Annotated in this window: 32 protein-coding genes; 16 read left to right on the top strand and 16 right to left on the bottom strand. The window is 31.8% G+C overall.

Annotated elements, in window-relative coordinates; translation table 11 throughout:
* The first annotated feature begins 119 nt into the window (after positions 1 to 119).
* From IRZ83_RS13415 to IRZ83_RS13390, 6 genes are all read left to right on the top strand, one after another.
* Positions 120 to 503, top strand: coding sequence for a hypothetical protein (locus IRZ83_RS13415; RefSeq protein WP_194569454.1), 384 nt, complete (start codon positions 120 to 122; stop codon positions 501 to 503).
* A gap of 466 nt (positions 504 to 969) precedes the next feature.
* Positions 970 to 1,569: a hypothetical protein gene (locus IRZ83_RS13410; protein WP_194569452.1), complete on the top strand. Its 600-nt coding sequence runs from the start codon at positions 970 to 972 to the stop codon at positions 1,567 to 1,569.
* Positions 1,570 to 1,927: 358 nt separating this feature from the next.
* Entirely contained in the window at positions 1,928 to 2,287 is a 360-nt protein-coding gene (locus IRZ83_RS13405; protein ID WP_194569450.1) for a hypothetical protein, read from the top strand.
* Between the two features lie 560 nt (positions 2,288 to 2,847).
* A complete protein-coding gene (locus IRZ83_RS13400) occupies positions 2,848 to 3,219 on the top strand; it encodes a hypothetical protein (protein ID WP_194569448.1) in 372 nt (123 codons plus the stop codon).
* 331 nt (positions 3,220 to 3,550) lie between these two features.
* Positions 3,551 to 3,991 carry a hypothetical protein gene (locus IRZ83_RS13395; RefSeq protein ID WP_194569446.1) on the top strand — a complete coding sequence of 147 codons (441 nt, stop codon included), beginning with the start codon at positions 3,551 to 3,553 and terminating at the stop codon, positions 3,989 to 3,991.
* Positions 3,992 to 4,851: 860 nt separating this feature from the next.
* Positions 4,852 to 5,337 (top strand): hypothetical protein, encoded by a 486-nt coding sequence (locus IRZ83_RS13390; protein ID WP_194569444.1) that lies wholly within the window; start codon positions 4,852 to 4,854, stop codon positions 5,335 to 5,337.
* Positions 5,338 to 5,426: 89 nt separating this feature from the next.
* On the opposite strand, the gene IRZ83_RS13385 is transcribed toward IRZ83_RS13390, so the two are convergent.
* The 3 genes from IRZ83_RS13385 to IRZ83_RS13375 all read right to left on the bottom strand — a co-directional run bounded on the left by IRZ83_RS13385 (position 5,427) and on the right by IRZ83_RS13375 (position 7,835).
* Entirely contained in the window at positions 5,427 to 5,714 is a 288-nt protein-coding gene (locus tag IRZ83_RS13385; RefSeq protein ID WP_194569442.1) for a hypothetical protein, read from the bottom strand.
* Positions 5,715 to 5,903: 189 nt separating this feature from the next.
* A complete protein-coding gene (locus IRZ83_RS13380) occupies positions 5,904 to 7,424 on the bottom strand; it encodes an ATP-binding protein (protein ID WP_194569440.1) in 1,521 nt (506 codons plus the stop codon).
* A gap of 114 nt (positions 7,425 to 7,538) precedes the next feature.
* Entirely contained in the window at positions 7,539 to 7,835 is a 297-nt protein-coding gene (locus tag IRZ83_RS13375; protein WP_029272443.1) for a TIGR03643 family protein, read from the bottom strand.
* 286 nt (positions 7,836 to 8,121) lie between these two features.
* Here IRZ83_RS13375 and IRZ83_RS13370 point away from each other — a divergent pair, with 286 nt between their 5' ends.
* Positions 8,122 to 8,805, top strand: a complete 684-nt coding sequence (locus IRZ83_RS13370) for an SDR family NAD(P)-dependent oxidoreductase (RefSeq protein ID WP_194569437.1) — start codon at positions 8,122 to 8,124, stop codon at positions 8,803 to 8,805.
* A gap of 14 nt (positions 8,806 to 8,819) precedes the next feature.
* Positions 8,820 to 10,244, top strand: a complete 1,425-nt coding sequence (locus IRZ83_RS13365) for an SDR family oxidoreductase (protein WP_194569435.1) — start codon at positions 8,820 to 8,822, stop codon at positions 10,242 to 10,244.
* A 51-nt stretch (positions 10,245 to 10,295) separates the two neighbouring features.
* Here IRZ83_RS13365 and IRZ83_RS13360 read toward each other — a convergent pair whose 3' ends face one another.
* From IRZ83_RS13360 to IRZ83_RS13350, 3 genes are all read right to left on the bottom strand, one after another.
* On the bottom strand, positions 10,296 to 10,625 hold the full coding sequence (locus IRZ83_RS13360) for a YegP family protein (protein ID WP_029272440.1): 330 nt from the start codon (positions 10,623 to 10,625) through the stop codon (positions 10,296 to 10,298).
* 113 nt (positions 10,626 to 10,738) lie between these two features.
* Positions 10,739 to 11,389, bottom strand: coding sequence for a flavin reductase family protein (locus tag IRZ83_RS13355; RefSeq protein ID WP_194569433.1), 651 nt, complete (start codon positions 11,387 to 11,389; stop codon positions 10,739 to 10,741).
* A 15-nt stretch (positions 11,390 to 11,404) separates the two neighbouring features.
* Entirely contained in the window at positions 11,405 to 11,821 is a 417-nt protein-coding gene (locus IRZ83_RS13350) for a DUF2452 domain-containing protein (RefSeq protein WP_194569792.1), read from the bottom strand.
* A gap of 578 nt (positions 11,822 to 12,399) precedes the next feature.
* Between IRZ83_RS13350 and IRZ83_RS13345 the strand changes: the two genes are divergently transcribed.
* From IRZ83_RS13345 to IRZ83_RS13315, 7 genes are all read left to right on the top strand, one after another.
* Entirely contained in the window at positions 12,400 to 13,185 is a 786-nt protein-coding gene (locus IRZ83_RS13345) for a polysaccharide lyase (protein WP_194569431.1), read from the top strand.
* A gap of 232 nt (positions 13,186 to 13,417) precedes the next feature.
* On the top strand, positions 13,418 to 13,582 hold the full coding sequence (locus tag IRZ83_RS13340; RefSeq protein WP_194569429.1) for a hypothetical protein: 165 nt from the start codon (positions 13,418 to 13,420) through the stop codon (positions 13,580 to 13,582).
* Positions 13,583 to 13,673: 91 nt separating this feature from the next.
* The gene (locus tag IRZ83_RS13335) at positions 13,674 to 14,186 is read left to right on the top strand and encodes a PRC-barrel domain-containing protein (protein ID WP_029272436.1); all 513 of its coding nucleotides are present in this window, start codon (positions 13,674 to 13,676) and stop codon (positions 14,184 to 14,186) included.
* 419 nt (positions 14,187 to 14,605) lie between these two features.
* A complete protein-coding gene (locus IRZ83_RS13330) occupies positions 14,606 to 15,265 on the top strand; it encodes a BON domain-containing protein (RefSeq protein ID WP_194569427.1) in 660 nt (219 codons plus the stop codon).
* A 20-nt stretch (positions 15,266 to 15,285) separates the two neighbouring features.
* Positions 15,286 to 15,957, top strand: a complete 672-nt coding sequence (locus IRZ83_RS13325; RefSeq protein WP_194569425.1) for a BON domain-containing protein — start codon at positions 15,286 to 15,288, stop codon at positions 15,955 to 15,957.
* A 20-nt stretch (positions 15,958 to 15,977) separates the two neighbouring features.
* Positions 15,978 to 16,688 carry a TIGR00730 family Rossman fold protein gene (locus IRZ83_RS13320; RefSeq protein WP_029272433.1) on the top strand — a complete coding sequence of 237 codons (711 nt, stop codon included), beginning with the start codon at positions 15,978 to 15,980 and terminating at the stop codon, positions 16,686 to 16,688.
* 168 nt (positions 16,689 to 16,856) lie between these two features.
* Complete coding sequence (locus tag IRZ83_RS13315) at positions 16,857 to 17,306, top strand: hypothetical protein (RefSeq protein ID WP_194569423.1); 450 nt, start codon at positions 16,857 to 16,859, stop codon at positions 17,304 to 17,306.
* A 134-nt stretch (positions 17,307 to 17,440) separates the two neighbouring features.
* Here IRZ83_RS13315 and IRZ83_RS13310 read toward each other — a convergent pair whose 3' ends face one another.
* The 5 genes from IRZ83_RS13310 to IRZ83_RS13290 form a co-directional block, all read right to left on the bottom strand.
* Positions 17,441 to 18,271, bottom strand: coding sequence for a universal stress protein (locus IRZ83_RS13310; RefSeq protein WP_194569421.1), 831 nt, complete (start codon positions 18,269 to 18,271; stop codon positions 17,441 to 17,443).
* A gap of 22 nt (positions 18,272 to 18,293) precedes the next feature.
* Positions 18,294 to 18,773, bottom strand: a complete 480-nt coding sequence (locus IRZ83_RS13305; protein WP_194569419.1) for a hypothetical protein — start codon at positions 18,771 to 18,773, stop codon at positions 18,294 to 18,296.
* A gap of 56 nt (positions 18,774 to 18,829) precedes the next feature.
* Complete coding sequence (locus IRZ83_RS13300; protein WP_157495070.1) at positions 18,830 to 18,994, bottom strand: hypothetical protein; 165 nt, start codon at positions 18,992 to 18,994, stop codon at positions 18,830 to 18,832.
* 120 nt (positions 18,995 to 19,114) lie between these two features.
* On the bottom strand, positions 19,115 to 19,783 hold the full coding sequence (locus tag IRZ83_RS13295) for a BON domain-containing protein (protein WP_194569417.1): 669 nt from the start codon (positions 19,781 to 19,783) through the stop codon (positions 19,115 to 19,117).
* Positions 19,784 to 19,858: 75 nt separating this feature from the next.
* Positions 19,859 to 20,371, bottom strand: a complete 513-nt coding sequence (locus IRZ83_RS13290) for a general stress protein (protein ID WP_194569416.1) — start codon at positions 20,369 to 20,371, stop codon at positions 19,859 to 19,861.
* Positions 20,372 to 20,703: 332 nt separating this feature from the next.
* Between IRZ83_RS13290 and IRZ83_RS13285 the strand changes: the two genes are divergently transcribed.
* The gene (locus tag IRZ83_RS13285) at positions 20,704 to 21,141 is read left to right on the top strand and encodes a hypothetical protein (RefSeq protein ID WP_194569414.1); all 438 of its coding nucleotides are present in this window, start codon (positions 20,704 to 20,706) and stop codon (positions 21,139 to 21,141) included.
* 137 nt (positions 21,142 to 21,278) lie between these two features.
* On the opposite strand, the gene IRZ83_RS13280 is transcribed toward IRZ83_RS13285, so the two are convergent.
* From IRZ83_RS13280 to IRZ83_RS13260, 5 genes are all read right to left on the bottom strand, one after another.
* On the bottom strand, positions 21,279 to 22,634 hold the full coding sequence (locus tag IRZ83_RS13280) for an MBL fold metallo-hydrolase RNA specificity domain-containing protein (RefSeq protein WP_194569412.1): 1,356 nt from the start codon (positions 22,632 to 22,634) through the stop codon (positions 21,279 to 21,281).
* Between the two features lies 1 nt (position 22,635).
* The gene (locus tag IRZ83_RS13275; protein WP_194569410.1) at positions 22,636 to 23,466 is read right to left on the bottom strand and encodes an ATP cone domain-containing protein; all 831 of its coding nucleotides are present in this window, start codon (positions 23,464 to 23,466) and stop codon (positions 22,636 to 22,638) included.
* 71 nt (positions 23,467 to 23,537) lie between these two features.
* Positions 23,538 to 23,987 carry an Hsp20/alpha crystallin family protein gene (locus tag IRZ83_RS13270; RefSeq protein WP_194569409.1) on the bottom strand — a complete coding sequence of 150 codons (450 nt, stop codon included), beginning with the start codon at positions 23,985 to 23,987 and terminating at the stop codon, positions 23,538 to 23,540.
* A gap of 117 nt (positions 23,988 to 24,104) precedes the next feature.
* Complete coding sequence (locus IRZ83_RS13265) at positions 24,105 to 25,154, bottom strand: response regulator (RefSeq protein ID WP_194569407.1); 1,050 nt, start codon at positions 25,152 to 25,154, stop codon at positions 24,105 to 24,107.
* Positions 25,147 to 26,337, bottom strand: coding sequence for a PAS domain-containing sensor histidine kinase (locus tag IRZ83_RS13260; protein ID WP_029272422.1), 1,191 nt, complete (start codon positions 26,335 to 26,337; stop codon positions 25,147 to 25,149). Before IRZ83_RS13260 ends, IRZ83_RS13265 begins: the two co-directional genes overlap by 8 nt.
* Positions 26,338 to 26,424: the final 87 nt, after the last annotated feature.

The following is a 26,424-nucleotide window of genomic DNA, read 5'->3' as shown; positions in this document are numbered from 1 at the left end:
GGAAGATGGTTGGCTGCTCCATTAGATGGCAATACTGGTGGATTGTCACTGGAACTTTATTAAAGATATTATAATTAAACTAATACTATGAAACCGAAACTCAAAAAACCATTCTAATTATGTTCAATTTTTTTAAAAATAAACAAAAAACATTAAAGTTATCAGATTGTGATTTGCAAAATTATATAAGAATTTTAAGCAAAATATTAGATGTACTAAGCGATGAGAAACTTAGTGCACAAGCCAATATTATTTTAAATTTAATTGATTTAATTCAATTTAAGCATCTAGATGAGTTTAGGAAAAACATCAATGGAATTGATATGTGGGGCGGATCTGGAGCAGTTTGGGAAGTTTATATAGAAGATAAACTTCAATCTATAAAATTTGAAAGATCCATCATTGAATTAATCAATTTTATGGAAACTACAAAAATTTTGGGAAGTGGTATAAAACCAATAAAAAAAAAATTTATAGATAATTTACAAAATAATGAAGGGTAATGTATCAATTGTGTGGTTTTTATTTTTTGAAATGAAAAGACATTGATAATCAGTGTTTATTGAATAAAGTTAGCTTAAAGGGATGAGTATTATACTCATGCCTTTTACTTTTATAGATTTATATAAAGGATGGAAACATAATGTTTTAAATCCGACACCCCGCTCCGCAAAGAGTTCCTTCTGAAAAAAGCTGTGCAAATGTCTCTGACTTTGGACATTTTTTTTCTTTTTAGAAATTGCAAACAATGTAATAGCAACGTAACTTTTATTTGAGTTTAAAGTCAGATGCTTTGTTGCGTTTTTATATATTTGATTTTGTAAAAGTGACGCTAAGTCAGAGACATTTGCGCAGCAATGAAACTGAAGACTTCGCCGAGCGTGGGGGCTTGGTCGCTGTCCGAAACTAAAGCGCATGATTGGGAAATTTACATGAGCCAACACTTATTAGAATCTTAAATTGTAAAATATGAAATATGTATTAATTTTTATTATTTTGTTTTTGTGCATTAGTAATGAAGTAATCAAAAAAGAAGAATTAGAATTTAGAATTGTAAATAAATCTATCACTAATGGTAGTAATATAGATGTTGAATTAGTAAATAATAGTAAAAAAGATTATTATCTACTCCTAGACACAACTAGTTTCTATAATAAGCTTGCGCCTTTCAATGCTTCCGAATTTTTACAATTAGCAAATATTGGTATTAAGGATAATTATAATAATGTTATTGACTTAGAATTTAAAGATTATCAATGCTATAATAATTTGGAATATAAAAATCATGTAAAATCAAAAAATATTTTAAAAATAAAATCAAACCATAAGGTATATTTTAGTATCCCATTTAAATTAAGAACTGACATTAATGAAAACTGCTGGTATGGATATCAAATCCAAAAAATGAAAATTGATAGAAAATATTTTTGCTTTTTAATGAATGTGAAGCCTGATGAATATCTAAGACAAAAATTACCAATGGAAGTTAAAGATTCTTTAATGCAAATGGGTTATGAATTGTATGAAAAAGAAATTATATCCAATAAAGTAGCATTAATTTTAAGATAGCTTATGTTATTAGAAGTCCTCATTATAAAAGCTGCGTTATGTCACAGCTCCGCAAAGAGTTCCTTCTGAAAAGTTGCGCAAATGCCTCTGACTTTGCGCTTTTTTTTTCTTTTTAGAAATTGCAAACAATGTAATAGCAACGTAACTTATTTGAGTTTAAAATCAGATACTTTGTTGTGTTTTTATATATTTGATTCTGTAAAAGTGACGAAAAGTCAGAGACATTTGCGCAGTATTGAGGCTGAAGACTTCACGGAGCAGGGGGAGCTTCGGTTGGATTTCGTACGCCAGGTGCTGGAGTTTATGGAGGAGTTTCTTTTTCAACACCTTCATTTGGAACTAAAAAACGATTTTAAATATGAAAAAATGGATATTTTTTTTAGTAATTTTTCTAATAGCTATTGTTGGATTTATTTTTATAAATGTATTTATAAAATCACGTCATGAGTATTGTAAAAAGTATGATTTTATCATAACTAATATCGACGAAAATGTTAAGGGAGATTTAATATTTTATGACAGTTTTAATAATAAATATTTTTTTACAAACTATAGATTTAATGAATTTGACAAATTAGGAATTTCCGTTGGAGATAAAATATTTAAAGATCAATATTCAGAAAGTTTGACTATTAGTCGAAAAATAAAAAACAAATATAAAATTTACTATATACAACAGCCTAATGGTTTAATTCCTTTTACATTTTATAACTATTAAATAATTTGTAAAACAAAGTTGCTATTGATGATATATTGGTATTTCTCCCCGGTGGCGCGAGCGTCTCGCTCATGAACACAATTAAAATAAAAGTAACCCATTCTTCAAAAGGATAGTTTTTACTTTTTAAAAACAAAAAATATATGTTAGCAGTCCGATAGAAACAGGTTTGTAATGAATCCGGCAGATTGGAAATATAGTTCAGCGAGAAACTGTGGAGAGGATGATCAAACTGTTTTAGAAATTGACATAAATTGATATTGATTACTTTCACGAGCGGGAAACCCCAGCTCCGCAAAGAGTTCCTTCTGAAAAGTTGCGCAAATGTCTCTGACTTTGCGCATTTTTTTTCTTTTTAGAAATGGCAAACAATGTAATAGCAACGTAACTTTTATTTGAGTTTAAAGTCAGATGCTTTGTTGCGTTTTTATATATTTGATTTTGTAAAAGTGGCGCAAAGTCAGAGACATTTGCGCAGCAATGAAACTGAAGACTTCGCGGAGCGGGGGTATTAATGAGTCATTTAAATATAACAAGATATGCAATCAAAAATCCTTAAAATGAGTATAGTATTATGTGTCTTACTAGTAGCTATATTAATTTCAAGTTGCAAAGGGAAGAGTGACTTAGAAAGCCAAATTACTATAATAATAAATTCAGTTGATAATAAAACAAAACAAAAGAGAGTTAATATGTTTGACACTATTGATGTTAGAGTAGCAGAATTCGGCATTCCAACGCGAAAGTATGTTAAAGTAGCAGAATATACTACAGATTCTACAGGTTCGGTTAGAGTTAAACTTGATAAAAATGAAGAATACCACTTTATACTTGGTGGAAAAAACATCTATGGATCAACAGAATTTTCGAAAGGAGAGCTAAAAGATGGTCAAGAGGTAAATATAGAAGTTATATCTCTTGAAAATAGGTAAATATCTTGATGAATTTAAAACAGGAAAACCCGAGCAAATGCTCGGGTTTTCCTGTTTTAAAGCGAAGCTATATTTTTAGCAAAGAAGTCTTTGAATTTCTTTTGAGTTAAAAAAGTATCGACCATTTTAAAGACCATATTTTTTTCCCTCGCTAGCGCGAGCGTCTCGCTCGTGAACGCAATTAAAATCAATTAGCATACTCCAAATGGGTATGTTTTTTTTAAACAAAAATTTCGTTTTACGTTTAAGTCTGAAACTTGCAGTCTTTTTATATATTTGATATTATAATGAAGATCAAGATTTCATGAAGCAATGATAATTATAAATAAATATGAAAAAAACCGTATTGTTAATATCGATATTTAATCTGATAATTAGTTGTCAGGAACCAAAAGATACTGATAACTGTCATTATAAAATTAAATTTAAAAATAATACAAATAAAGTTTTATATGTTTATAGTGTTTCAGATTCGGTTATGCCAGAAGGAGACTTTCGTACAGATCCATACTTTGAGCCTATTCCTGCATTTGCGGGTAATGGAAATATAAAGATTGGAGAAATTCGTTTTATTGGTGGTGGTCGACCAACATGTGTCGAAGACATAATGAGTACTGAAAAACAGCTTTATATTTATGTTTTTGATTCTGCTTATATCGCTAAAAAAGATTGGAATGAAGTTTTGAATAATAACCTCATTGATAAACGGATTGATTTAAAAATAGAACAATTAGTAGAAAATAATTTTACATTGGATTATAACCAAAAATAAAATATTGCGCAGGATGTCATAATTAAAAGGGAATTTACACAATTGCTCCCCGCTAGCGAGGGCAAAAACAGCAAAAGATTTGGTCTGCCTTTATGCAAAAACTTATTATAAGAAAGAATTTAAACTTATAGAAAAAACAGACAATTTTTACAAAATTACATTTAAATGAAAGCCATATTAAGAGTGATTATTATTTTAATTGAATCGTTTACTATTTTATTTACAAATCTATACATCCAAAAAATAATTGTTGAGTATATTGACACCCATATTAAACATATTTTTTCATATGTATTTCAAGATGTACTTGCATATATATCTTGTATATTTTTACCAATTGTTTATTTTTTTATAAACTGCTTTTTTGTTTTTAATAGAAAAAAACATTTTTTATCTATTTCTTTATTTATTTTATTTTTATATGAAATCATTTTCAGGAAATTATTTTTTAAATATTTTCTATACCATTCTATTATAGTTTCTCTATTAATAATTATGAACATAGTAGTATTCTATATTTTGTATTCTTCATTCAATCTATATAAAATAAGGTATTTAAAAGATGCAGGTTGGTTTAAACATTATACAAGCAGATAGAGAAATTAGAGGTAAAAAAATATATTAATGGCTCTAAAGGGAATCCCCAGTTAGCGCGAGCGTCTCGCTTGTGAACGCAATCAAAATCAATTAAAGCATACTCCAAATGGGTATGTTTTTTTTTAAACAAAAATTTCGTTTTACGTTTAAGTCTGAAACTTGTTGCGTTTTTATATATTTGATTTTGTAAAAGTGACGCAAAGTCAGAGACATTTGAGCAACATTGAGGCTAAAGACTTTACGGAGCTGGAGATAAATAAATTATGACAGAAAAATATAAAATAGCAGCAGAAAATCTTGCCAAAGCCGCCGATATAGCAATAACAGTATTTCAAAAATTTCCTCCACAAGGATGGAAAGAGCATTACGTTAGTAAAGAAAAAAAACAAATTACTCATTTTATAGATTTATATAAAGAATGGAAACATAATTTTTTAAATCCGCAACCAAAATTTGCTACAATGCAAAGTCTAAAATATGATATTGACTCTATCTTTACATATTTTCAGGAAGGTCACGGAAATTGTGTAGAAGAATTTTGGAAAGAAATTAAATCTCAAAATTTACCTTACAAACGTGAAAATAAGATGGTAAAAATCTTAAAGAGAAAAAAAATTAAAGATATCAATGAATATGATTTTGTGATAGACGTAATTGTACCTTATGAGCAGGAAGGTCTTATTACTCACGATCAAGTTACTCTTTTGAATGATTTCATAGCTCAATTTGAAGCTAAGAAAAAGAAATAATAACAAATTATTTTATGAGTTAAATATTAGCAAGAGATGCGCGAAATGTTACAAAAAACAGTTCCTCCGCATCTCATGCAAATAAAATATTAAGCCTCAAGTGCTGTGTTTATCACATTCGCTGACTGTTGCTGAAAATTTTCTAGTTCTGATTTTAAAAGGTCTTTGTATTTTGCAACTCCTATGCCAATGATCGGAATAGTTAATTTTCCTATGACAGAGCCAGCCTGCTTATGGCCATTTTTATTAAGATAAGAAGATAAAAGCAAAGCGCCGACTGCTCCAAACAATATAAGTTCGCCGGGAACATCACTGATTTTGTCTTCTATAAATTCTCTGATGTCTTCAAGATTTTCCTGATTGATTAAGTTTTCCATAATTATATTTTTTTATGATTTTATACTTGATGTTATAAGTATAAAATTAAAACTTAAACAAGGTTCAATATTATACAATTAGAAGCTCTAATTATATAATTATCAGTCTTTATGATTTTATATAAGATGCTGGTAAAATCTATGTGAATGTCTCTAAGTAGTACTCTTTTATCTTTTGCTTTTCGAATATTAAATAATCACTTCGTTAAGAAGCTTATCTTGTTTTAAGGGCAAGGTTACTATGAATTCTGCTCCATTATCTTTTTCACCAGTGGCCGTAATTGTTCCATTATGGCGTTTGGCAATTTTTCGGCATAGAGAAAGTCCAAGACCATTTCCTTCGTACTCATCTTTAGAATGCAGTCTTTCAAAGGCATTAAATATTTTTTCTGCAAAAGCGGCATCCATACCTATACCATTATCTTTGATTGAAATCTGTACTGCTTCAGCACCGTCAATAGTTGTTGAAGAGCAGGTAATTATTACTCTGGGAGGCTCTTCAGCTTTAGAGAATTTCAATGCATTTTGCATCAGGTTATAAAAAAGCTGGCTTATAAGAATAGGAACTCCTTCTATTTCTGGAAGATCACAACCAACGAATATGGCTCCTTTTTCTTTGATAATAAGTTCAAGATCTATTTTTATATTTTCAATAATTTCATTAAGATTAATGAGTTCATTCGGCTGTGTGTTCTTACTTAAAGTCGAATAGGAGAGAATACCTTCAATAAGATTTTGCATTCTTTGAGTACTCTGATCTATTTTATTTAAATACTTGATGCAGTTGTCATTAAAATCAATGTCTTTTTCATTGCGCAAAAGAGTATTAAAAATTTTTATTTTTCGAACAGGTTCTCTCAGATCATGGCTCACCACATTGGCAAAATGCAAAAGATCATCATTAGATCTCCTTAGCTCTTCCGTGTTGCTGGCTACCTGTTTTTTTAGTTCATCCTCGAATTTTCGCTGTTCATTAATGTCCTGAACAACTCCAATAATAGTAGTTGGAATATTGTTTTCATCTTTGATAATTTCACCCTTAATTTTAGCCCATTTTATGGTATCATCATTATCTATAATGCGTGTTTCATAACATATCTTTCCCGTTTTGACTGCTTCTTCATGAGCTTTCTCACGTACGGGCAAGTCATCAGGATGAAGCTTTGCAATGATTTCTTCATTAGAAATTTCGCCCTCCACAGACCATATTGAATTAAAATTACCAGATGTTTTTATTTTTTTTGTAACCAAGTCTATTTCATAAGTGCCAAGACCAGAAGCATCGATTGCCATTCTCAGCCTTTCTTCTGAGTTTTTTATCTGCTGTTGTGCCAAGTGCAGCTCTGTAACATCTGTACCTGTATTCATAACGCCATAAACAGTTCCATCGGCATTTTTAAGCGGAATAAAGCTGTAGTTGAAATAATGGGTGGTCATAACACCTTCGATAATTAAATCTACTCTTTTATTATTGCCATGAAAAGGTATGCCGGACTTCATTACAGTTGTGGCCTGTTCAAAAAAGTCCTCTTTTTTAAGTTCTGGCAGCACATCGAGGTAATTTTTTCCCAGGACCTGATCGCCTTTTCCCCATGTTTTGATCATAGATGTATTTGCAAGTTCTATTTTGAGATTATTTCCTGAGTACACTGCAATGGGCAAGGGTGTATTGTCCACTATATCATTTAAGAGCCCCATATTTCGGTACATAGCTTTTTGATTTAGTTTTGTTGGTGAATTTATTTTGTTTTAAAATCCTTTCATTACATTAGTTTAGTAAAGTGTTTCACAATTCCAATCCGGAATTTTCTTATAATATACTGATTATCTTCCTCTTCGTTTCGAAATTTTGTTGTTAGATATCATACGCTGTTGATCTGATTTAAAGCGATCGATTGTCTGTAGGCGTTTTTCTCTATGTTTAGTACTGCAATTTTCAACTCTTTTTCGCCATAGTTTATAACTGCTGAATTTTAATTCTTTTTTCATGAGCTTTCTAACGTCTGATTCAGTTAAATTAAACTGAAATTTTATAGCGTCAAAAGTGGTTCGGTCTTCCCAAGCCATTTCAATAATGCGGTCGAGTTCGATAGGCGAAAAATCATTATTATTTGGTGTCATAATTTAATGTGGTTTTAAAAATGCTATTATATAAAATCCAAATTTAGAAATGATTATTAAAGTTATATTTCTAACCATCCCTAGCTAAGGTAATAAATTAGATTTTATTTTGTTTAGGTTTTTTTTAAAATAGTTAAACATTTTAGTATCTTTAACAATGTATAACTGCAAATTTGAAATTACTTTATATAGCAGTTCTAATTTAATAATGAAAATCTCATTTTCTTACTGAATCTTAATCTAAGAAGATTGAGAGAGCATAATGAAAATATTAAATTTTAAAAAAATGAATAAGATTTTAATTATCGGCGGGAGTAAAGGAATTGGAAGTGCAATTCTGCTGCAGCAACTCGAATCTCAAATTGTTTATAATATAAGCAGGACTGTGCCGGACATTTCCCATCCAAACTTAATAAATTTTCAGGCAGACGTACTTCACGATGAACTGCCTGATATTGAAGATATTGATACCTTGATTTATTGCCCAGGATCTATTAATCTCAAACCTATTTTAAGTTTAAGCATAGCAGACTTCAGGGATGATTTTGAAATTAATGTAATTGGGGCTGTGCGTGTTATTCAAAAATATCTGCCTGTTTTAAAAAGAGGGGACAATCCTTCTATTGTGTTGTTTAGTACGGTTGCAGCAAAGCTTGGTATGCCTTTTCATGCCAGTATCGCCACGGCTAAGGCAGGGGTTGAAGGGTTAGTAAAATCACTTGGCGCTGAGCTGGCTCCCGTAGTAAGGATAAATGCTATTGCGCCAACGATTACTGAGACTTCATTATCGGCTTCGATTTTGCGAAATGACCGCATGAAAGAAAACATGAGGGATCGCCATCCGATGAAAAACTATTTGAAAGCAGATGAAGTTGCACAGCTCACAGATTATCTTATTTCAGAAAAGGCTGCTTCGATTTCTGGACAGGTTTTTCAAATGGATTATGGTTTGGTGAGTTTTAAATTATAATAAAAAATAAAAACATGAAAATTCTTCTTACAGGTGCGACAGGTTACATAGGCAAACGGCTCTTGCCCTTGCTATTAGGCAAAGGCCATGAAGTTGTTTGCTGTGTAAGAGACACCAAAAGATTTTACTATGAAGAAGAATTTGCAAGTAAAATAACGGTTGTTGAAGTAGATTTTTTAGATTCAAACACACTCCAAAATATTCCGAATGATATTGATGCTGCGTACTATCTTATCCATTCAATGTCAGGTGCTGCTTCAAATTATGATGAACTTGAAAGTATTGCTGCGCGCAATTTTACGCTGTATCTAAACCATACCAACGCCAAACAGATTATTTACCTGAGCGGCATTGTAAATGACAGCTCATTATCCAAACATTTGTCTTCGCGAAAGGCAGTAGAGAATATTTTAAAAAGCGGATTAATTCCAGCAACTACATTAAGAGCTGGAATTATAGTAGGATCGGGAAGTGCCTCATTTGAGATTATTAGGGATTTGGTTGATAAACTTCCTGTAATGATTACTCCAAAATGGCTCAATACAAAATGCCAGCCTATTGCCATTAGTGATGTTTTAGAGTTTCTGACGAGATCACTTTTTAATACAGCAACTTACAATCAAAGTTTTGATATAGGAGGACCTGATATATTAACCTATAAAGAAATGCTGTTGGAATTTGCAAAGGCAAAAAAGCTTAAAAGGTATATTTATACTGTACCTGTAATGACACCAAAATTGTCTTCATACTGGCTCTACTTTGTAACGGCAACATCATTTAAATTAGCTTCCGCCTTGGTGAGCAGTATGAAAGTTGAAGTGATATGCCGTGATAATCGCATCAATTCTCTACTAGAGGTAAATCCGATCTCGTATGAACAGGCACTAAAAAGAGCCTTATTGAAAATAGAGGAGGATGATATCCTTTCGAGCTGGAAAGACTCTATGATCAGCGGCCGATTTATCGGTAATGTCACGCAGTACCTTAAAGTTCCTAAAAAAAACTGTTTTATAGACAGGCGAAAAAGAGTAATCAAAGACAGGGATTATACTATTGAAAAAATCTGGTCTATAGGTGGCGAGACAGGATGGTATTATGGAGACTGGCTTTGGAGTCTGAGAGGACTTATTGATAAAATTTTTGGAGGCGTGGGACTTAGAAGGGGAAGGACTCACAAAACAGTAATTTATCCGGGCGATGTAGTAGATTTCTGGCGTGTAGTGTATGCCAACAAAAAAGAAGGAAAATTGATTTTGTATGCCGAGATGAAAATGCCAGGCGAAGCTTGGCTGGAGTTTAAAATAATTAACAATACGCTATATCAAGCTGCTACTTTCAAGCCCGAGGGAATTCTGGGTAAATTATACTGGTATTCTGTTTTGCCTTTTCACGGCTTTATTTTTAAAGGTATGATACAAAATTTAATAGGGAAATCGTAAAGCATAGATTACCCTGTAAAATTAATTCTTTGAGTTATTAAATCTTAGTCTTCAGCAGTGATCTTCTACAGCGGCAATTGGAGCAATTTTTTTTACTGTGTTTATTGCTTTTTCGCGAGCGAGATAAGTATTGTAATTTATACTTGTGGCTATGGGTTTGCCTTGAGCTGTTTTAAGATAAAAATAGAGTTCCCATTGTACAGTTGTCCTTTTTTGAAAGCTATTCTTGTCCTGAGCATAGGCTCTGAATTTTTCAATTGCTTTTTTGCAGCTTATCTTAGATGAATATTCTTGTGAACACAACAGGACCTTGCCTGTTTTTGATTTGAGCTGCACCTGAAATTTCGCTTCTGTTTTTTTGGTAATAACAAATGTTCCCATAATCTATTGGATTTGAGTTATTATTATCAATTTGGAGCGGCAGGTTAAAATTACAAAAAAAATGAAAGCATCATTTAAGTAATTGAAATATTATGATTAAATAATTATTAAATTTAATTTTTAATCAGTGATGTTATTTCCATATTAGGTTTTGCATAGCTTAATCGGTCTAACTGTATGGTTTTATGATAACTGTCTAAACCGGAACAGGTAACAGTATTTGCTTTTTCTAAGTTGACAAAACCATCCTCAGAGAAGCAGTCTTCTGGAACGAAAACTTGGACTATTTCACCGATAACCATCGTGGTATTATTGATTTGAATGTCTATTTTTTCTTTAAATTCAATCCCCAGCTGTACGTTGCTTTCGAGTACAAAAGGAGCGAAAAAATTATTTTTATACTCTTTACTAAGTCCAGCCGCTTCAAACTCAGAGATTTCACGACTATATCGAGCCGATGTCTGATGTGACTGTCTGTAAATATTTTCATTGATATGATTAATAGTATAAAAACCCGAATCAATAATATTTCGCATAGTATCTCGCTCAGGCGGACTTGGTCGAAAAATCATTCCTATTAATGGAGGATTGGCGCCAATATGAAAAAAAGAACTAAAAATGGAAAGATTAGTGTTTCCTTCCAAATCAGAAGTTCCTACTAAGGCTACACTTTTAAAGCCTCCTAAACTATTTATTAGATGTACAGCAGTTTGCTTTTCCATTTTTTGCAGATCACTGCTCGTGAAATTTAATATTTTTTTCATTAGATTAAGATGTATTTAAAAAATGGGATTTTTAAGATCGAGTAAAACCCATTTTTTATCACTGTTAAGCTGAAAAGTTCCAATATGTTCTTTGTTCCATTCGTTTGGCCCTATCAGCGAAAGAAAGTTAAAACCTTCATTATCTTTATAAAGATGATATATTTCTCCAACAATTGGTTCAAAAGAAAACTTGGCATTGTAAACCAATTCATTCCATTGAAATTCTTCGATTAGATTCTGGTATTGAATCTTAAGTTCATTGAATTTGCTTTGAAATTCTTTGTTTACTTTATTAATTCCTATGTTTTTCCATCCTGCTAAATCATCTGCTTTTATTACAGGCGCACTTACATTGGTAGCATACGGCAGCCTGCTTGCATTATAGCCTTGTTCGGTAGAAAAAACAACATTATCAGGTTTTTTGTTTTTTATCATTATAAATATTTTTGTTAGTGCTAAAAGAGCTTAACTATTAAAGTTGCTATATTTTATGAAAGCTTATTAGTAGCATGCAAGTAAATGCGAACAGCCAGCTTATCAGGTATTTGGTAATTGTTAAATTTTAATTTGTTTAATGTTATTTTAAAAATATTAAACAAAAATAATCAATTTATATTTAAATAATGCCCCAGAACATAAATTAGTGAATCGGAAACATTCGCTTTTCTTTTACATTTCTTTTAAATTAAATTATTAAATCTAAAACGTACATAAAATATCTAAACTGGATTTTTTTGTATCTAAAAACGTACTTTTTTACTCTCCATTAGAATTGTTATTACTCAACTTTGTAATGTCATTACAAATTGCCAAACAGATCTAGATCTGATTTAAAATAAACAACAAAATATAACTGCATGAAACATAGGTAAATAAAACAATCTTTTTATTTACTTATCTATTAACTGTTTTGAAAATTGGAAAAAGTCTTCTGTTTAGGCGTAAAATAATGTATCACTATCTATCATTTACTAACCATTAATTATTTACTAACCATTAATTTGTTCAAAATGAAAAAAAACCTGAAATTATTAAGTTTACTGTTTATTACAGTATTAGTGTTTAATTCCTGTGAAAAGGAACAAGATTTGAATGTACCGCAAGCCGTCAAAAATGAAGTTTCACAAAGCGCAAGCAAAGAGGTACAGCAGAATGCCAACAAAGATGCCGCTGTCGCTGCAGGCGGTGGTGCAGGAGCGAGAACTATCACATTACAGACAAATACATTATCATGTCCAGGCGGTTTATGCACATCTTATGGTGTATGGTCAACTGGCGTTTATACTGTTTGGTTCCAAATGAAATTTAATTCTGGATTTTATTGGAGCAGAGGTGGTAAATGTGGTTATGGTATTTTAATTGGTGATCAGAATACCGGGGTCGACCCAGGATGGGATGGAAATGGAGGCAGTGCAAGATTTATGTGGTATTGCCCAAATGGATCAAATACAGCCAAAGGAAGCGGTGCTTATCTTCAGCCTTATGTATATTATCGAGATCAGCCTGGGCAATTTGGCAATGATTTTGGAAAAAAATATTACATACAAGAAGGAGTAACATATAATTGTCAGATATCTGTTAAGTTAAATACTGGCTCCAATACTAATGGATATGTCAAATATTATGTAAATGGTACAGAGATATTGAATCAAACAATTCGCTGGGTTACTAACGATTCTAAACGAAACGTTAATGCAGTAAGCCTTCATACTTTCCGTGGCGGCAGTCAAGATTACTGGACAGCACCCGTAACAAGTTCAATTTATTACGCAAGTGCAGCTTGGGATGCTCAATAAAATTATTTAAGAGCAATTTCTCATTGAAATTAATTGATTTAAACTAAAAAAGATCCCGTAACATTTTGTAACGGGATCTTTATTTTTTATAAAAATTGATGCGGCTGATTTTCCATATTAGATTAATATACTGGGAATTGTATAACTTCTGAATGAAATTAAATACTTTTTAAAGCTATCCTCATTTGTACCTTTAGTAAAGTTAAAATTTTATTACAAAAACAAATAAGTTATGGCAGAAATTAAAATTGAGAAAAAGAAGGCTGTATGGCCATGGATTGTAGTAGTTCTGTTAATCTCAGCACTTGTATACTATATATTTTTGAGAGATAACGATACTCAGGGTGAAAGAAGGGTAGAAATCGAAAACACTACAACTTCGGGAACTACAAATTAATTAAGTTACTGGCAGGAATAATAAACGCTGCGATCAGTGGTTTCCTGCTATAAACTTAGAGGGAAAACAATTTAATATTAAAAAAAAAGGTATGGAAAATAAAGATAGAAATTTATACAGACTGGATGAACTTTCGGGCTATAAAGTTGCTTCAAACTATTCTGATGTAACAGGATGGAAAATAGTAGACGCTGACAACAGAACTATTGGAAAAATTGATAATCTATGGGTGAATAAAGATATGCAGCGCGTTGTTTATCTGGACGTAAACGTGGATAAAGGCTTAATAGAAGATAGCAAAAATGAAGTTCATGATGCTATAGCAAACGACAATGGAAATGAATTTGTATACAAAGATGGAGACAGCCATATTATCATACCAATTGGATCTGTCAGCATAAATAAAGATACTAAAATTGTTATGGCTAACAATATAGGATACAACACCTTTAGAAAAACAAGCAGATACAATCGAGACCATAATTTTGACAGAAACTATGAAAGAAAAACATTAAGGTCTTATTACCCTGAAAGTGAGTCACGCCTTGAGTCTGAAAGCGATGATGATACTTTTTATAACCGCAGAGAATTTGACAACCACTAATGCTGCTTCTTTAATGCGGAAACGACATATTATAAAAATCAATTAAAAGATCAAACGTTTAAAAATGTTTGGTCTTTTTTATTTTTCTATGCTTTATAACTAAAATAGTGTCTTTAAAGAAATCGTTACTTTAGAGAAATTGCATATACTGGTTTAACAATTCTTCGATATAACTCTCAATTTTGAGCATCTATTACTGCTTCAATACAATCAACAGATAGCTGGAAACATTTTAAAAATAAGATTTAATTTTTATTTAAAATTATAATGCATTCAACCCCTAATATATGTTTTATATCACATTTCAGCTTGATAAAGATCATTTTTCCTGTTGTTCTATTATTACAATTTTGCTAAATAATAAGTGGCTGAAAATGCCTTAAAATATTAATTAAAGTGAAATTTTAAAAATTTTCAACATGAAAAAAAGTAATGATATTTTGCGTAAAGAAGTAATAGAGGCTATAGAATGGGAACCTCTTTTAAGCTCTAATGAAATTGATGTTAGTGTTCAGGATGGTATTGTGACTTTGGAAGGAACGGTAGATAACTATATTCAAAAAAGAGAGGCTGAACAAGCAGTCAAAAATATTGCCGGAGTAAAAGCAGTAGTAGACGACGTAAAAGTTGATTTATTTTTTTCGGCTATTAAAAGTGATACAGACATAGCCAGTTCTGTAATTAAGGCACTAAAAGAAAATTGGGCTGTTCCTGATCATAGAATACATGTAACTGTAGAGAACGGATGGGTAACACTTGAAGGAATTTTACACTGGAATTTTCAAAGAAAGGCTGCAGATAATGCTATTCGTCACCTGCCGGGTGTAAGAGGGGTAATTGATAAGATAAAGATAGAAGCTGAGTTAAAAAATGAACTAAACCAAGAAATCGTTGAGAAAGCTCTTCATCGCAGCTGGATTCTGGATGTTGATAATATTAAGGTTAGAGTTGAAGGTAAAACAATATATCTAAGTGGTATTGTTGATTCTCTTTTTCAAAAAGAGGAGGCAGAACGAATTGCATGGAATACACCGGGAGTATGGTACGTAGATAATGAACTTCTGGTCGAATTTGATTAATATTTAAAGAACTATAAGCTATGAAAAGTAATGAAGTTTTACAGAGAGAAGTTCAGGAAGCTATTAAATTTGAACCTTTGCTGCACGCCGCAGAAATTGGTGTTATTGTAAAAGATGCAATAGTTACGCTTACGGGGAATGTAAATTCTCTTATAAAAAAAACAGAAGCCCTGCATGCTACAAAGAAAATTAAAGGTGTTGCAGCAATTGTAGATCAAATTCAGGTAATTATTGAAAAAGCATCAATGGTAACAGATCAACAAATTGCAGAACAGCTTGTTAACAATTTTAGAGAGCATCATATTGTTCCTAAAGATACCGTAACCTTAACCGTAGAAAAAGGATGGGTCACACTTGAGGGAATATTGCCTTGGAATTTTCAGAGAGATATTGCACGAGAGACAGCAGAAAATCAAAAAGGAGTAAGGGGAGTAACAAATAATATAAAACTTAAAAGAGAACTGTACGATCAGGTAGAAAAAGAAATGCTTGAAAAGGCACTGCAACGACATTGGGCTTTTGATCTGGATGAAATTAATATTCAGGTTGCAGGTGCAACAGTTCAACTATCTGGAACTGTTGGCTCTATTTTTCAGAAAGAAGAAGCTGAACGAATTGCTTATAAGACTCCTGGAATAATTAAAGTCGTAAATCATTTAAAAGTAAATCTGGAACAGCCTTATCTATGTTAAAGGATCAAATAGTATAAATTATGATAAAGCGTAAATCCCAAGGTGATAAGTCAGAAATTCAATTTCTAGAAGGTCCGCAATCGAGATTTACCGAGCTTAAATTCATAATAGCTACTTTATGGGAACTTATAAGATGTTTTAGAAAACTTTACAATATTGGCCCTTGCATTACTTTTTTTGGATCTGCCCGTTTTAAAGAAGATCATCCTTACTATGATTTTACCAGAAAAGCAGCTGGTGAATATGCCAAGCTCGGCTTTACAATAATGACGGGCGGTGGTCCGGGACTTATGGAAGCTGCAAACCGTGGAGCAAAAGAAGTCGGAGGTCGGTCGGTAGGATGCAATATTAAACTTCCCGTTTATCAGATGCCTAATTCATATCTCGACAAATGGGTTGTGGCAAAACATTTTTTTATTCGAAAAATACTTTTGGTAAAATATTCTTTTGCATTTGTTGTAATGCCAGGTGGTTTTGGAACTCTAGATGAATATTTTGAAGCACTTACCCTTGTACAGACCGGAAAAATTAAAAACTTTCCTATTATCATCTTTAATACTTCGTATCATAAAGCACTGATTGAACACCTTAATAATATGAGAGAGCAGGGTACTATAAATGACTCAGATTCAAAATTATTTATGATAACAGATGATATTGAAGAAGCAAGACTTTTTATAATGGAACACAGTATTAAAAATTATGATTTAAAACCCAAATTTCAGGTTTAACATGCAGATTTTTTACGCTGTTGAAGCTTGAAAAGTTAATGGAATGAATAGTGCACAAATCAAATAAATGCCTTCTAAACTTCTGTTATTATTAAAAAAGATCTTTTAATTGATTACGTGTATTTGATCCTTAAATCTAAAAAAACAGCACGATTAAAATCAAATTATATGAAAACGAAATTTAGTATTTTGGGTCTTATAACAGTATTGTTATATTATTCCTGTCAGGATAAAGCTTCTTTGGTTGAAGACAGTGTTGATTCAGATTCAGTAATGACAAGCAAAAATATAGAGCAGCAAACTCTTAAAAAGTGGTTCTCGTTTAATAAAGAATCGGATAGTATAATTACATCAGCTGAATTAATTATTAAGCAACAAGAGCAGGATATGGTCTTGCAATCTAAAGATAGTAAAAAGGAAAAGAGACTTCATGAAGCCCTATATCACCTTGAGGAATTAAAGAAGAGAGTAAATTACATTAAAGAGTATGAAACTCGTACTGAAAGTTTTGATTCATCAGTTGTAAACAAATTAGATTCACTAAAGCTTGATTATTTAAAAGAAAAGCTTAAACTTGAAGCCGCCTTATGCGAATTTCAGGAATTTAACATTCCTTAGTATTTAACTATTAAAAAAACTTTTATAAGAATTATTTCTAGTGAAAAGATAGAAAAATAAATACAATAGTTTGGAAGAAAAAATCGATAATTTAAACAAATTGACCGGTAGTCAAAGCGATTACCGGTCAATTGTTATTTTCTAAATACCATCATTGGTGTTTTAGTGTCAAAGCCTTTTTCGGAGGTCTTAAGAGACTGAAAAAGCTGTTCGAACCAGGTTCGGTTTTCTTTAGCAAACATGGCAATTATAGATGGTTTGGTTTTTATGATGTCTAATTGCAAGTGACGCAATAGAGATACGTCTGGATTTAATTTCTTAAATTGAAAAGATACTTTCTCAGACTTAAATTTATTTTCTATTTTGTTTGTTTTTTTATTAATCTCATCCTCATCTGTAAAATAATCGTAATGATATACTGTTACAGGTGCATCAAACGCAGCGGCAAACTTTTTAATCACTGGGAGTTCTGTACTTATATTTTCAATATCAGATGGGTATAAAACAGAATTCAGTTTTTTCATCCTGTAATATTTTGGGACAACCAGAACAGGAACGGTGGAATCATGTAAAATTTTGTTGGTATGACTGCCTAATAACTTATTGGCGAGACCACCACCTCTTGTACTCATGCAGATGTAATTTGCCTTTATTCTTTTTGCACAGTCTAGAATAGCCTCATTTACGTCAAGCTTATTTTCAGCTATATAATTTACTTTTCCAGGTTGTTTACGTGCTTTTCTGTACAAAGTATGTATAAATTTTATCAAACTTTGTTCTTGTATTTTTGTATCAGATTCTGGAAGACCCACGAAAGTAACAGCTGAAAAAGGATCAATAATAATTGAAGTGTTTACAAACAGAAATGTAAGTTCATATTCTGCCTGTGAAGCAAGTTGTATTGCAAAGCGTACAGCTGGTTTGGAGTTGTAAGATAAGTCAGTTGTAACAAGTATTTTTTTCATATTTTCTAATAATTTAATGTTCCTAATTGGAAGCAAACTTCATTTCATTTACATACAGATTTAATTTTTTCCATTGTTTGTGATTAATTTTATTGGTATCTATATCCGTAGTCCAATCGAATCCTGGAAATAATTTTAATCTGTTTATAACTCGCTTTTTGTATCCAAAAGAAAAACGGTCGCCCCTCATTTGGAATTCTATTGTATTATTGTCATTCGTTAGGTTTCGATAAAGAATTGTTTGTGTTTTCCAGTCACCTCCCCAAGTCAAAAAGGACTGTATAAAACATACAAATACAACAATTAATACTGTAAGCAATCTTGATTTTACAGTTTTTAATTTTCCAAATACCTGTCCTAAAATTAGAATCAATGTAATTGACGCTATTATGAGTAATATAAAATGTGTTATTGAATTATTAATATACAAATCTGAGTAACGATTCAAAAAGAGTAATGTTGATGCAAATAGGAATGCGATGTAAAATGTCAAAGTTTTCATTTTATGTATGTTATTAATAAATTTACTTGTCTAGACTACCATTTACATTATAATTATTATTGCACATCATTTACTTCAGATTGATCCTCATAAAAATTTGAAGGCTTGTTTAAATCATCCTCGTAAGCCTTTCTGTCTTTTTTGTTTTGTCTGAAAATATAAATCATCATGATTAATACTATAATACCGGTAAAAGTTAATATGATCCAGCTTGGTTCCATAATATTTGATTTTTTAAATTAAAATTTTGCTTAAATTAGAATTTAGGAATTACGAGGTTTTTTGAAAGGATTTCTCCTTTTCTCAGTAAAAAAGGGAGATCAAATCTCCCTTTTCTAAATTTACAGTACAGGAGTATATTTATATTCTACCACAAGCTGATTGTCTACAGCCCAGATACCAGGAGTTTTCCATACTATTTTTTCGGCTAATTCTTTCTGATGTAATGAAGAAACACCTCCTGTCAGAGTAACTTTTGTCCCGTCTACTTTAACAAGGATGTTTTCAGAATGTAAGGTCCAATTACTGGCCAAAGCTCGTTTAATATTTTTTTTCTCAATCTCATTTTGTACTTCAGCCTTAATCTTGATGCGGTTCGTTACACTTTTAACTCCGTTAAGATGCTCAATAGATTTACTTGCAGCTTCTTTTTGATAATTCCAAGTAACCTGGCCTTCAAGTGTAACCCAGCCTTTCTCAACTTTCACCTGGATTTTTTCCTGAGGAACATTCCAGCTATCAATTAAAGCTTTTAAAATATCACTTGCAATATCTTCATCAGTCCTACCGCTGTTAGAATATTTTACTTCAATTTCTTCAACAACTGCTTTTACGCCGTCAACATTTTTGGCAGCATTTTCAGCTTCAGTTTTTTTATAATATGCATCTACAGTTCCCATAAGGGTTACAATTCCATCCTTAGCAGTTACTCCAATTTCTGCGGCATGCAACTGTGGTTCCCATTTGATAGCATTTTGCACGTCTCTTTGTAATTCTTCATTTGTTTTCATTTTGTTTGTATTGTGTAGTTAATTAATAAGGTTTCTGAGTTTTAATTTTTTCAATTCCTTCCGAGATGCAAAGTTTTAATTTTCTAAAATCATCTGGTTTTCTTTTTCTGCTATTGAGTTTTCTTTTGGAATATGAATCTGCAATATGTTTCTTATTACTTCAATTTTCGCAACATTATCTTGAGCAAAGAGCATGAATTTTCTTGCCTTTACTTCTGTTTTATATTTTATGTTTTTTTCTTTTGAAAGTGCCATACCAATTAAAGGCAGCATAGCTCCTAAAAGTATAGCGATACATGCATATATAATTGGAATTTTAAAATAAGGAAGGTTTACAGCGAAATTAAAAATAAATGAAAATCCAAATATAAGTCCACATAAGCCGATAGCAAATAACCCAACCGTGCTCCATTTTTCCATTTTGTCGTAAATGTTAAAATATCCTACAATGCTTTGTTCTATATAGCAATCTGTTCCTACTATAGTCAAATTTGTAATATCGTAACCACTTTTTTTTAGTTTTTTGACAGCATCTTCAGCTTGGTCCATTGTTTTATAATTTGCTACAAATAGTTTTTGATTTTCCATTACGTCTATTTTTTAGTTATTATAATTTTTACTGAGATTTTTTTTTATTAATGCTAACCTTAAAGCCATATTTAATAAGCTATAATTTGTTACAAGTGAATAAAAAAAGTCTTTTAATTTCTTTGATAAAATTCCAATAAAACGTAAAAAAATAAAATGATCTGAATCATGGATAAAAATGATCTTTACTACTTTTTGTTTGCAATATGGTAGCATTATAGTGTGATGAAAATCATTTCTTATAAAATGACAATGAATTAATTTAGTTATTGCTAGAAGCAAAATAAATGACCTGAACAGACAACTTTAGATACTACCTAAAAAAACGTTATATGGAAAATGCAGAAGAATATCAGGTAAATTTAGATTGGCAAGAAAATAAAAAAGCACTATTAACATCGGTGATTTTTAACAACACTATTGAAGTGGCTCCATATTCGTGTTTAAAAAAAATAGATGAAGATGTATGGTCGTCTGAGCATTTGTTTATTGCATCTATAGAAAGTTCTTATATGACGGCATTTTTTAGAGCAGCAAAAAACAAAGGCATTATATTTAAAAGTTTTAAGAGTACGGCACGAGCTTCTATACTTATATCCGATGAATTTTCAGAAATAACAGATATTGTGATTCGCCCAACAGTTATTATTTCAGAGAGTAATCATATTAATAAGATTTTAAAGCTTTTTTCTGTATGCAAGGATCAGGGTTTAGTTTTAAACGCTTTAAAAGTGAGACTGCATATATTTCCATCTGTTTGTGTAGGATAGTTAAATTTTATCACAGCTTTATTGGGAGCTTAGAACTGACCACTTTTTACCAGTTAAAATTTTGTTTTATCTCATAAGGATAAGTAGCTGTTTTTATTGTTTTAAGGGAATAAAAGATCAAGAGAAATAAATGATTTCTAAATTTCTATTTCCGTTCCCATAAACGGAACAGTGCATGTAAAACCATATCTATCTTGAATTTTAATTCGAAGTTCCTCTGATGGAAGGTTTTCTCCATGAACCAAATAAATGCACTTTGGATTATTTTTAAGAGCAGAAAGCCAGTTTAGCAAATCTTCTTGATCACCATGCGCAGAGAACCCTTCAATTTGTGTAATTTTAGCTTTTACAGGATAATATTTTCCATAAATTTTAATTTCATCAGCTCCTTCAAGAAGCTTTCTTCCACGAGTACCTTCTGCTTGATAGCCAACAATTATTACTGTGGTTTTTTCTATACTTATATATTGTTGCAAGTACGATAATACACGGCCTCCTGTAACCATACCGCTTGCTGCGATAATTACTTTTGGCTGAGGATCTTCAATAATACGCATGGTTTGATCGAATTCAGAAACGATTCTGAACATTTTGAACATTTCATGACAATCATTAACAGAAAGCTTATGCCATTGCATATTTTCCAAAAAAACATCAAGTACGCTGGCGCCCATAGGAGTGTCAAGGATGTAGGGGACGTTAGGTATTTTTCCTTCTGTTTTAAGTTTCCATAAAAGATACATTATGGATTGCGCTCTCTCGACAGCAAAACCAGGAATAATTACAGTTCCGTTTTTTTCGATAGTACTATTGATATAGGTTTCCAGCTCTTTTTTTACGTCGAGATCAGGATGCAGCCGATTTCCGTAAGTACTTTCTAAAAAAATATAATCTGCCCTTGAAGGTTTTGTTGGCGGAAACATTAATACGTCATCATCTCGCCCAATATCGCCAGAAAAAATCAAAGTTTTCCCCTCAATAGTAAGCGTAATACTGCAGGCACCAATAATATGTCCGGCACTCGAAAAAACGGCAGCAATATCATTTGCCACAACAATTGATAGATTGGGTTGTATCACTTTAAAAAAAGGAAGAACATTTTCTGCCTGAACTACCGTATAAAGAGGTTCTGCTTTTTCATGTTTAGAATAATGTTCTTTGTTGGCTTTATTAGCTTCTTCTTCCTGAATTTTACCACTGTCTAAAAGAACAAGCTCAGCCACTGCTTTGGTGGGACTCGTGCAATATATATATCCTTTAAATCCTTGCGCAACCAATCTTGGCAGCCAGCCGCAGTGATCAAGATGACCGTGGGTTAATAAAACATAATCTATAGTAGAGGGTAAAATTGGCAAGGGTTCCCAATTGAGTTCTCTTAGAGCTTTAAGTCCTTGAAAAAGACCACAGTCAACCAATATTCTGACACCATTGCTTTCGATCAGAGTTTTGGATCCTGTTACAGTTCCTGAACCACCTATGAATTTTATTTTCATCTCAGATAAGTTTACAAATTTGTGAAGCTTCTTTCAATACATTTCGAACCCGGTTTTCGCTAAGGCCAATTTTATGAAGACTATGAGAATCGTTAATAAGATCTTTTACGAGTAATTGATCCAGAATCAGCAATTTTTCCTTTTCTACCATTGATAAGGTAGTGAGACAGGTAATAGGGTAGAGTGCACCTTTATCGATTTTACTTTTGATGTTGTTATCTTTTGGATAATCCCAGCTTAATAGCGATATTCCACTGCAGTTTGCGAAACTTTCCGCATCTTTAGTAAATCGGTTATTGGTCACTATTATACAGGAATTAATAGTTTCGCTGCTCGAAAAAATACTATGCTGTTTCACCTTAAGGTCATTAAAACGAGATAGAATATACATAGGAACTTTTACATCAGAAGAACCTTCTCTGCTGCTGTGAAATTTACATTCAATCATCGAAATTAGATTCTCTTTTTTCAGCATTACATCTACTTCATGCGAGACACATTTTCCCTGCAGCGTTAAGTTGGTTCTGGTTTTAAAACCGTCGGCAGCATATAGTCGTGCTATAAATTTTTCGAAGAAAAAACCAGCCGGACCAAGCATTTGCAGGGCAGAGCGCAAATTATACCGCGCAGCATGACCATTCGAAGCTTTTTTTAAAATAGCATAAGCCATTTTGTATATCTGTTTGGTTGTTATTCCTTCATAAATCTGGTTTTGTATTTGAGCCAGCGATTCCTGAATTAGGTCAGGTGAAGCACCGGATTTTTGAAGAGATATCTTTAATTTTTCTACATCAAAAGGAACAATATGTCCCGAGTGCTTAATTACTTTCATGGTTGCTTTTCCAGTTTAAAATTATAAAATACCTGCAGAATTGTTTCTGCAGGTATTTTATAATTTTACTATTATCCAATTTTAATTTGTTTTACAGGTGTTTTAGGGCTGCTGTTCTTTTTAGGAAGCGTAAGTTTTAAAACTCCATTTTTATAATTCGCATCAATTTTATCAGCTGCTATATTTTCAGGAAGTATAAATGAACGACTGAAAGAAGTATAGCAAAATTCTCTTTTTCTATAATTTTTATCTTCTTCTTTGAATTCTTCTTCTTTTTGTGCACTGATATTTAATACGCCATTATTAACTTCTGCTTTAAAATCCTTGTTTTGGAGTCCCGGCGCGGCCATTTCAATCTCAAAATTATCTGTGTTTTCTATTACATTTACATTAGGAATGAAAGCCCCTTTTTGATTTGCAAAAGCAAAAAATGGAGGAACATCAAGAAAACCATCATTAAAAAAATCTTCAAAAATACTTGGTGAAGAACCATTTTTTTTAGTTGGGATTAATGTTGTCATGATATAATAAATTTAAATTAAACATTTGTTGATTTGTTTAATCAAAATTATGATAGATTAGTGCAAAATAGAATGATATAAATCATGTAACAATATGATAATCATCACATTGTTCGCTTAGTTTTTTATTTTTCCTAATTTATCTAAATTAAGTACACGAATGGTACTGGCTGTTTTCTCAATTAATCCTTCTGCTTTAAAATCACTTAAGGTACGGCTCACTGTTTCTGGAGAAGTTCCAGAAAATGCCGCAAGGTCATCTCTGCTGAACTTGATACTGGAATCATCTGCACCGTGCTGTAACAGTAAATGAACGATACCTTGAGCAATTCTTTTTCGCACTGACATATAAGCAATTTGCAGGAGACGAGCCTCTTTTTCTCTCATATCGTTAGCGAGAATTTTAATAAATTTTGTACCTACATCAGGATAAAGAAACAGAAGTTTGTCGAGTTGTTGGGTTGGCAGAAAACTTAAAACAGTTTCTTCTAAAGCGATTGTAGTGTCATTGTAAGTATCGTTAGAAAATAAAATGCTGATATCGAGGTAATCATTTTCTTTATATACACCCGTAATAAGCTCACGCCCATCTTCTGTAAGTTTTACGGTTTTTACTTTTCCACTAATGATGTAATAAATGCCTGTTACATGATCTCCTTCATAATGAATGTATTGATTTTTTTTATACTGTCTGGTGTTGCGGTCCAGCATGATTTCCTTCAGTTTAAGAAGTCCATCTTCTTTAGAAATAAGAGTGTTGAGGTTTTCAGCAGTCTGTCCGTAAAACAGTTGTTGCAGTTCTCTTTTTTTTAATCTGGCTTCAATGGCTCTCAAAAGTTCTAAGTCGTCAAAAGGTTTAGTTAGATAATCATCAACACCTAATTCCATGCCTTTTCTTATATCCACTCTTTCTGCTTTTGCGGTTAAAAATATTATAGGTGTTGCCTGTGTCTCTGGATTTTTATGAAGAATGTGTAATACACCATAACCGTCAAGTTCAGGCATCATAATATCGCACAGCACAATATCTGGTTTCATTTTAAGCGCTATTTCTACTCCAGTTTTTCCATTATCTGCTTCAAAAACTTCATATCCTGAGAGTTCAAGTATCTCAACAACATTTTCTCTGATATTGTCATTGTCTTCAATAATAAGTATTTTAGTCATAACGTGGTAATTCAATAGTAAATAAAGTTCCTTTATCAACAGCACTTTTAAAAGATATAGTGCCCTTCATGAGCGATACATAACGCGAAACAATATGTAGTCCTAGACCAGTTCCTGGAATATTACCTGTATTGTGAGCCCTGAAAAAAGCTTCGAATAAATGCTCATGATCTTCCTCAGGAATTCCTATACCATTGTCTTTTACGTTAATCGTTATTATATTATTGTTCATTGAAGTCCAAAGCTCAATTTCCGTTTCTTCTCCCGAATACTTTATAGCGTTAGACACAAGATTAATAATACAATTTTTGAGGAGATTTTTATCTAATTTTACCAAAGTAACATCCGTATTCTGTTTGCTAATTATTTTCTGCTTTTTTTTAGTGAGAAGTTTGAGCTCTCCAATAATTTCCTTTATAAAATCCTGAAGATTAAAGCAGGATATCTGCAGTGTAATTTTATTCGATTCAGCTTTTTCAAGAAGCAGAAAATCATCGAGTATTCCGGTTAAATTTGCTATTGCACTTTTTATTTTAAGGATATGTGCTTGAATTTTTGAATTATTTCCATTTTCTGCATAACGGTGAATTAAAGAAGAAGAAAGTTGAATTGTACTGAGCGGAGTGCGAAATTCATGCGAAGCCATAGATAAAAGCCGGCTTTTAATTTTATTAAGCTCCTTTTCTTTTTCTAATGTACTGCTGACTTCTTCTTGTGTTTGGGTTAATGCCTCAATTGTTTCATTTAGAGTATGAGTACGATCTTTTACTAATTCCTCTAAATGCTGTGTATATTGCATTAATCTGCTTTCTGCTTCCTTTTGATGGCTCATGTCATGAATAAAACCTGCAAAAATTCTTTCTCCTTCAAATTTAACTTCGCTGACTCCAAGTCTGAAGGGGAAAATATTGCCATCTTTTTTTCGTCCAAGAACATCTCTGTCATGACCTATAATATGCGGAATTCCGGAGGATTTATAATTTTCTAAGTAAGAATCATGTTTTTCTCTATCAGGAGAAGGCATCAAGAATGCAATGTTTTTTCCAATGATTTCTTCGGGAGTATACAAAAAAAGCCTGCATGCCGAGGGGTTTATCGACTCTATAATTCCTTTTTCGCTAATCGTTATGATCCCATCTATAGCATTTTCAATAATTGCATTTAGAAGTGCCTGATTTTTCATATAACAAATCGATATTGGTATTGCCAAATGTAATAATAAATATTTATAAAAATTTTGGTAATCAGTAGTTTATAATAGTAGATATTA

Origin of the sequence: Flavobacterium sp. JLP (assembly GCF_015350755.1) — a bacterium.
Lineage (GTDB): Bacteria > Bacteroidota > Bacteroidia > Flavobacteriales > Flavobacteriaceae > Flavobacterium.
This window is presented reverse-complemented; position numbering and strand designations above follow the sequence as displayed.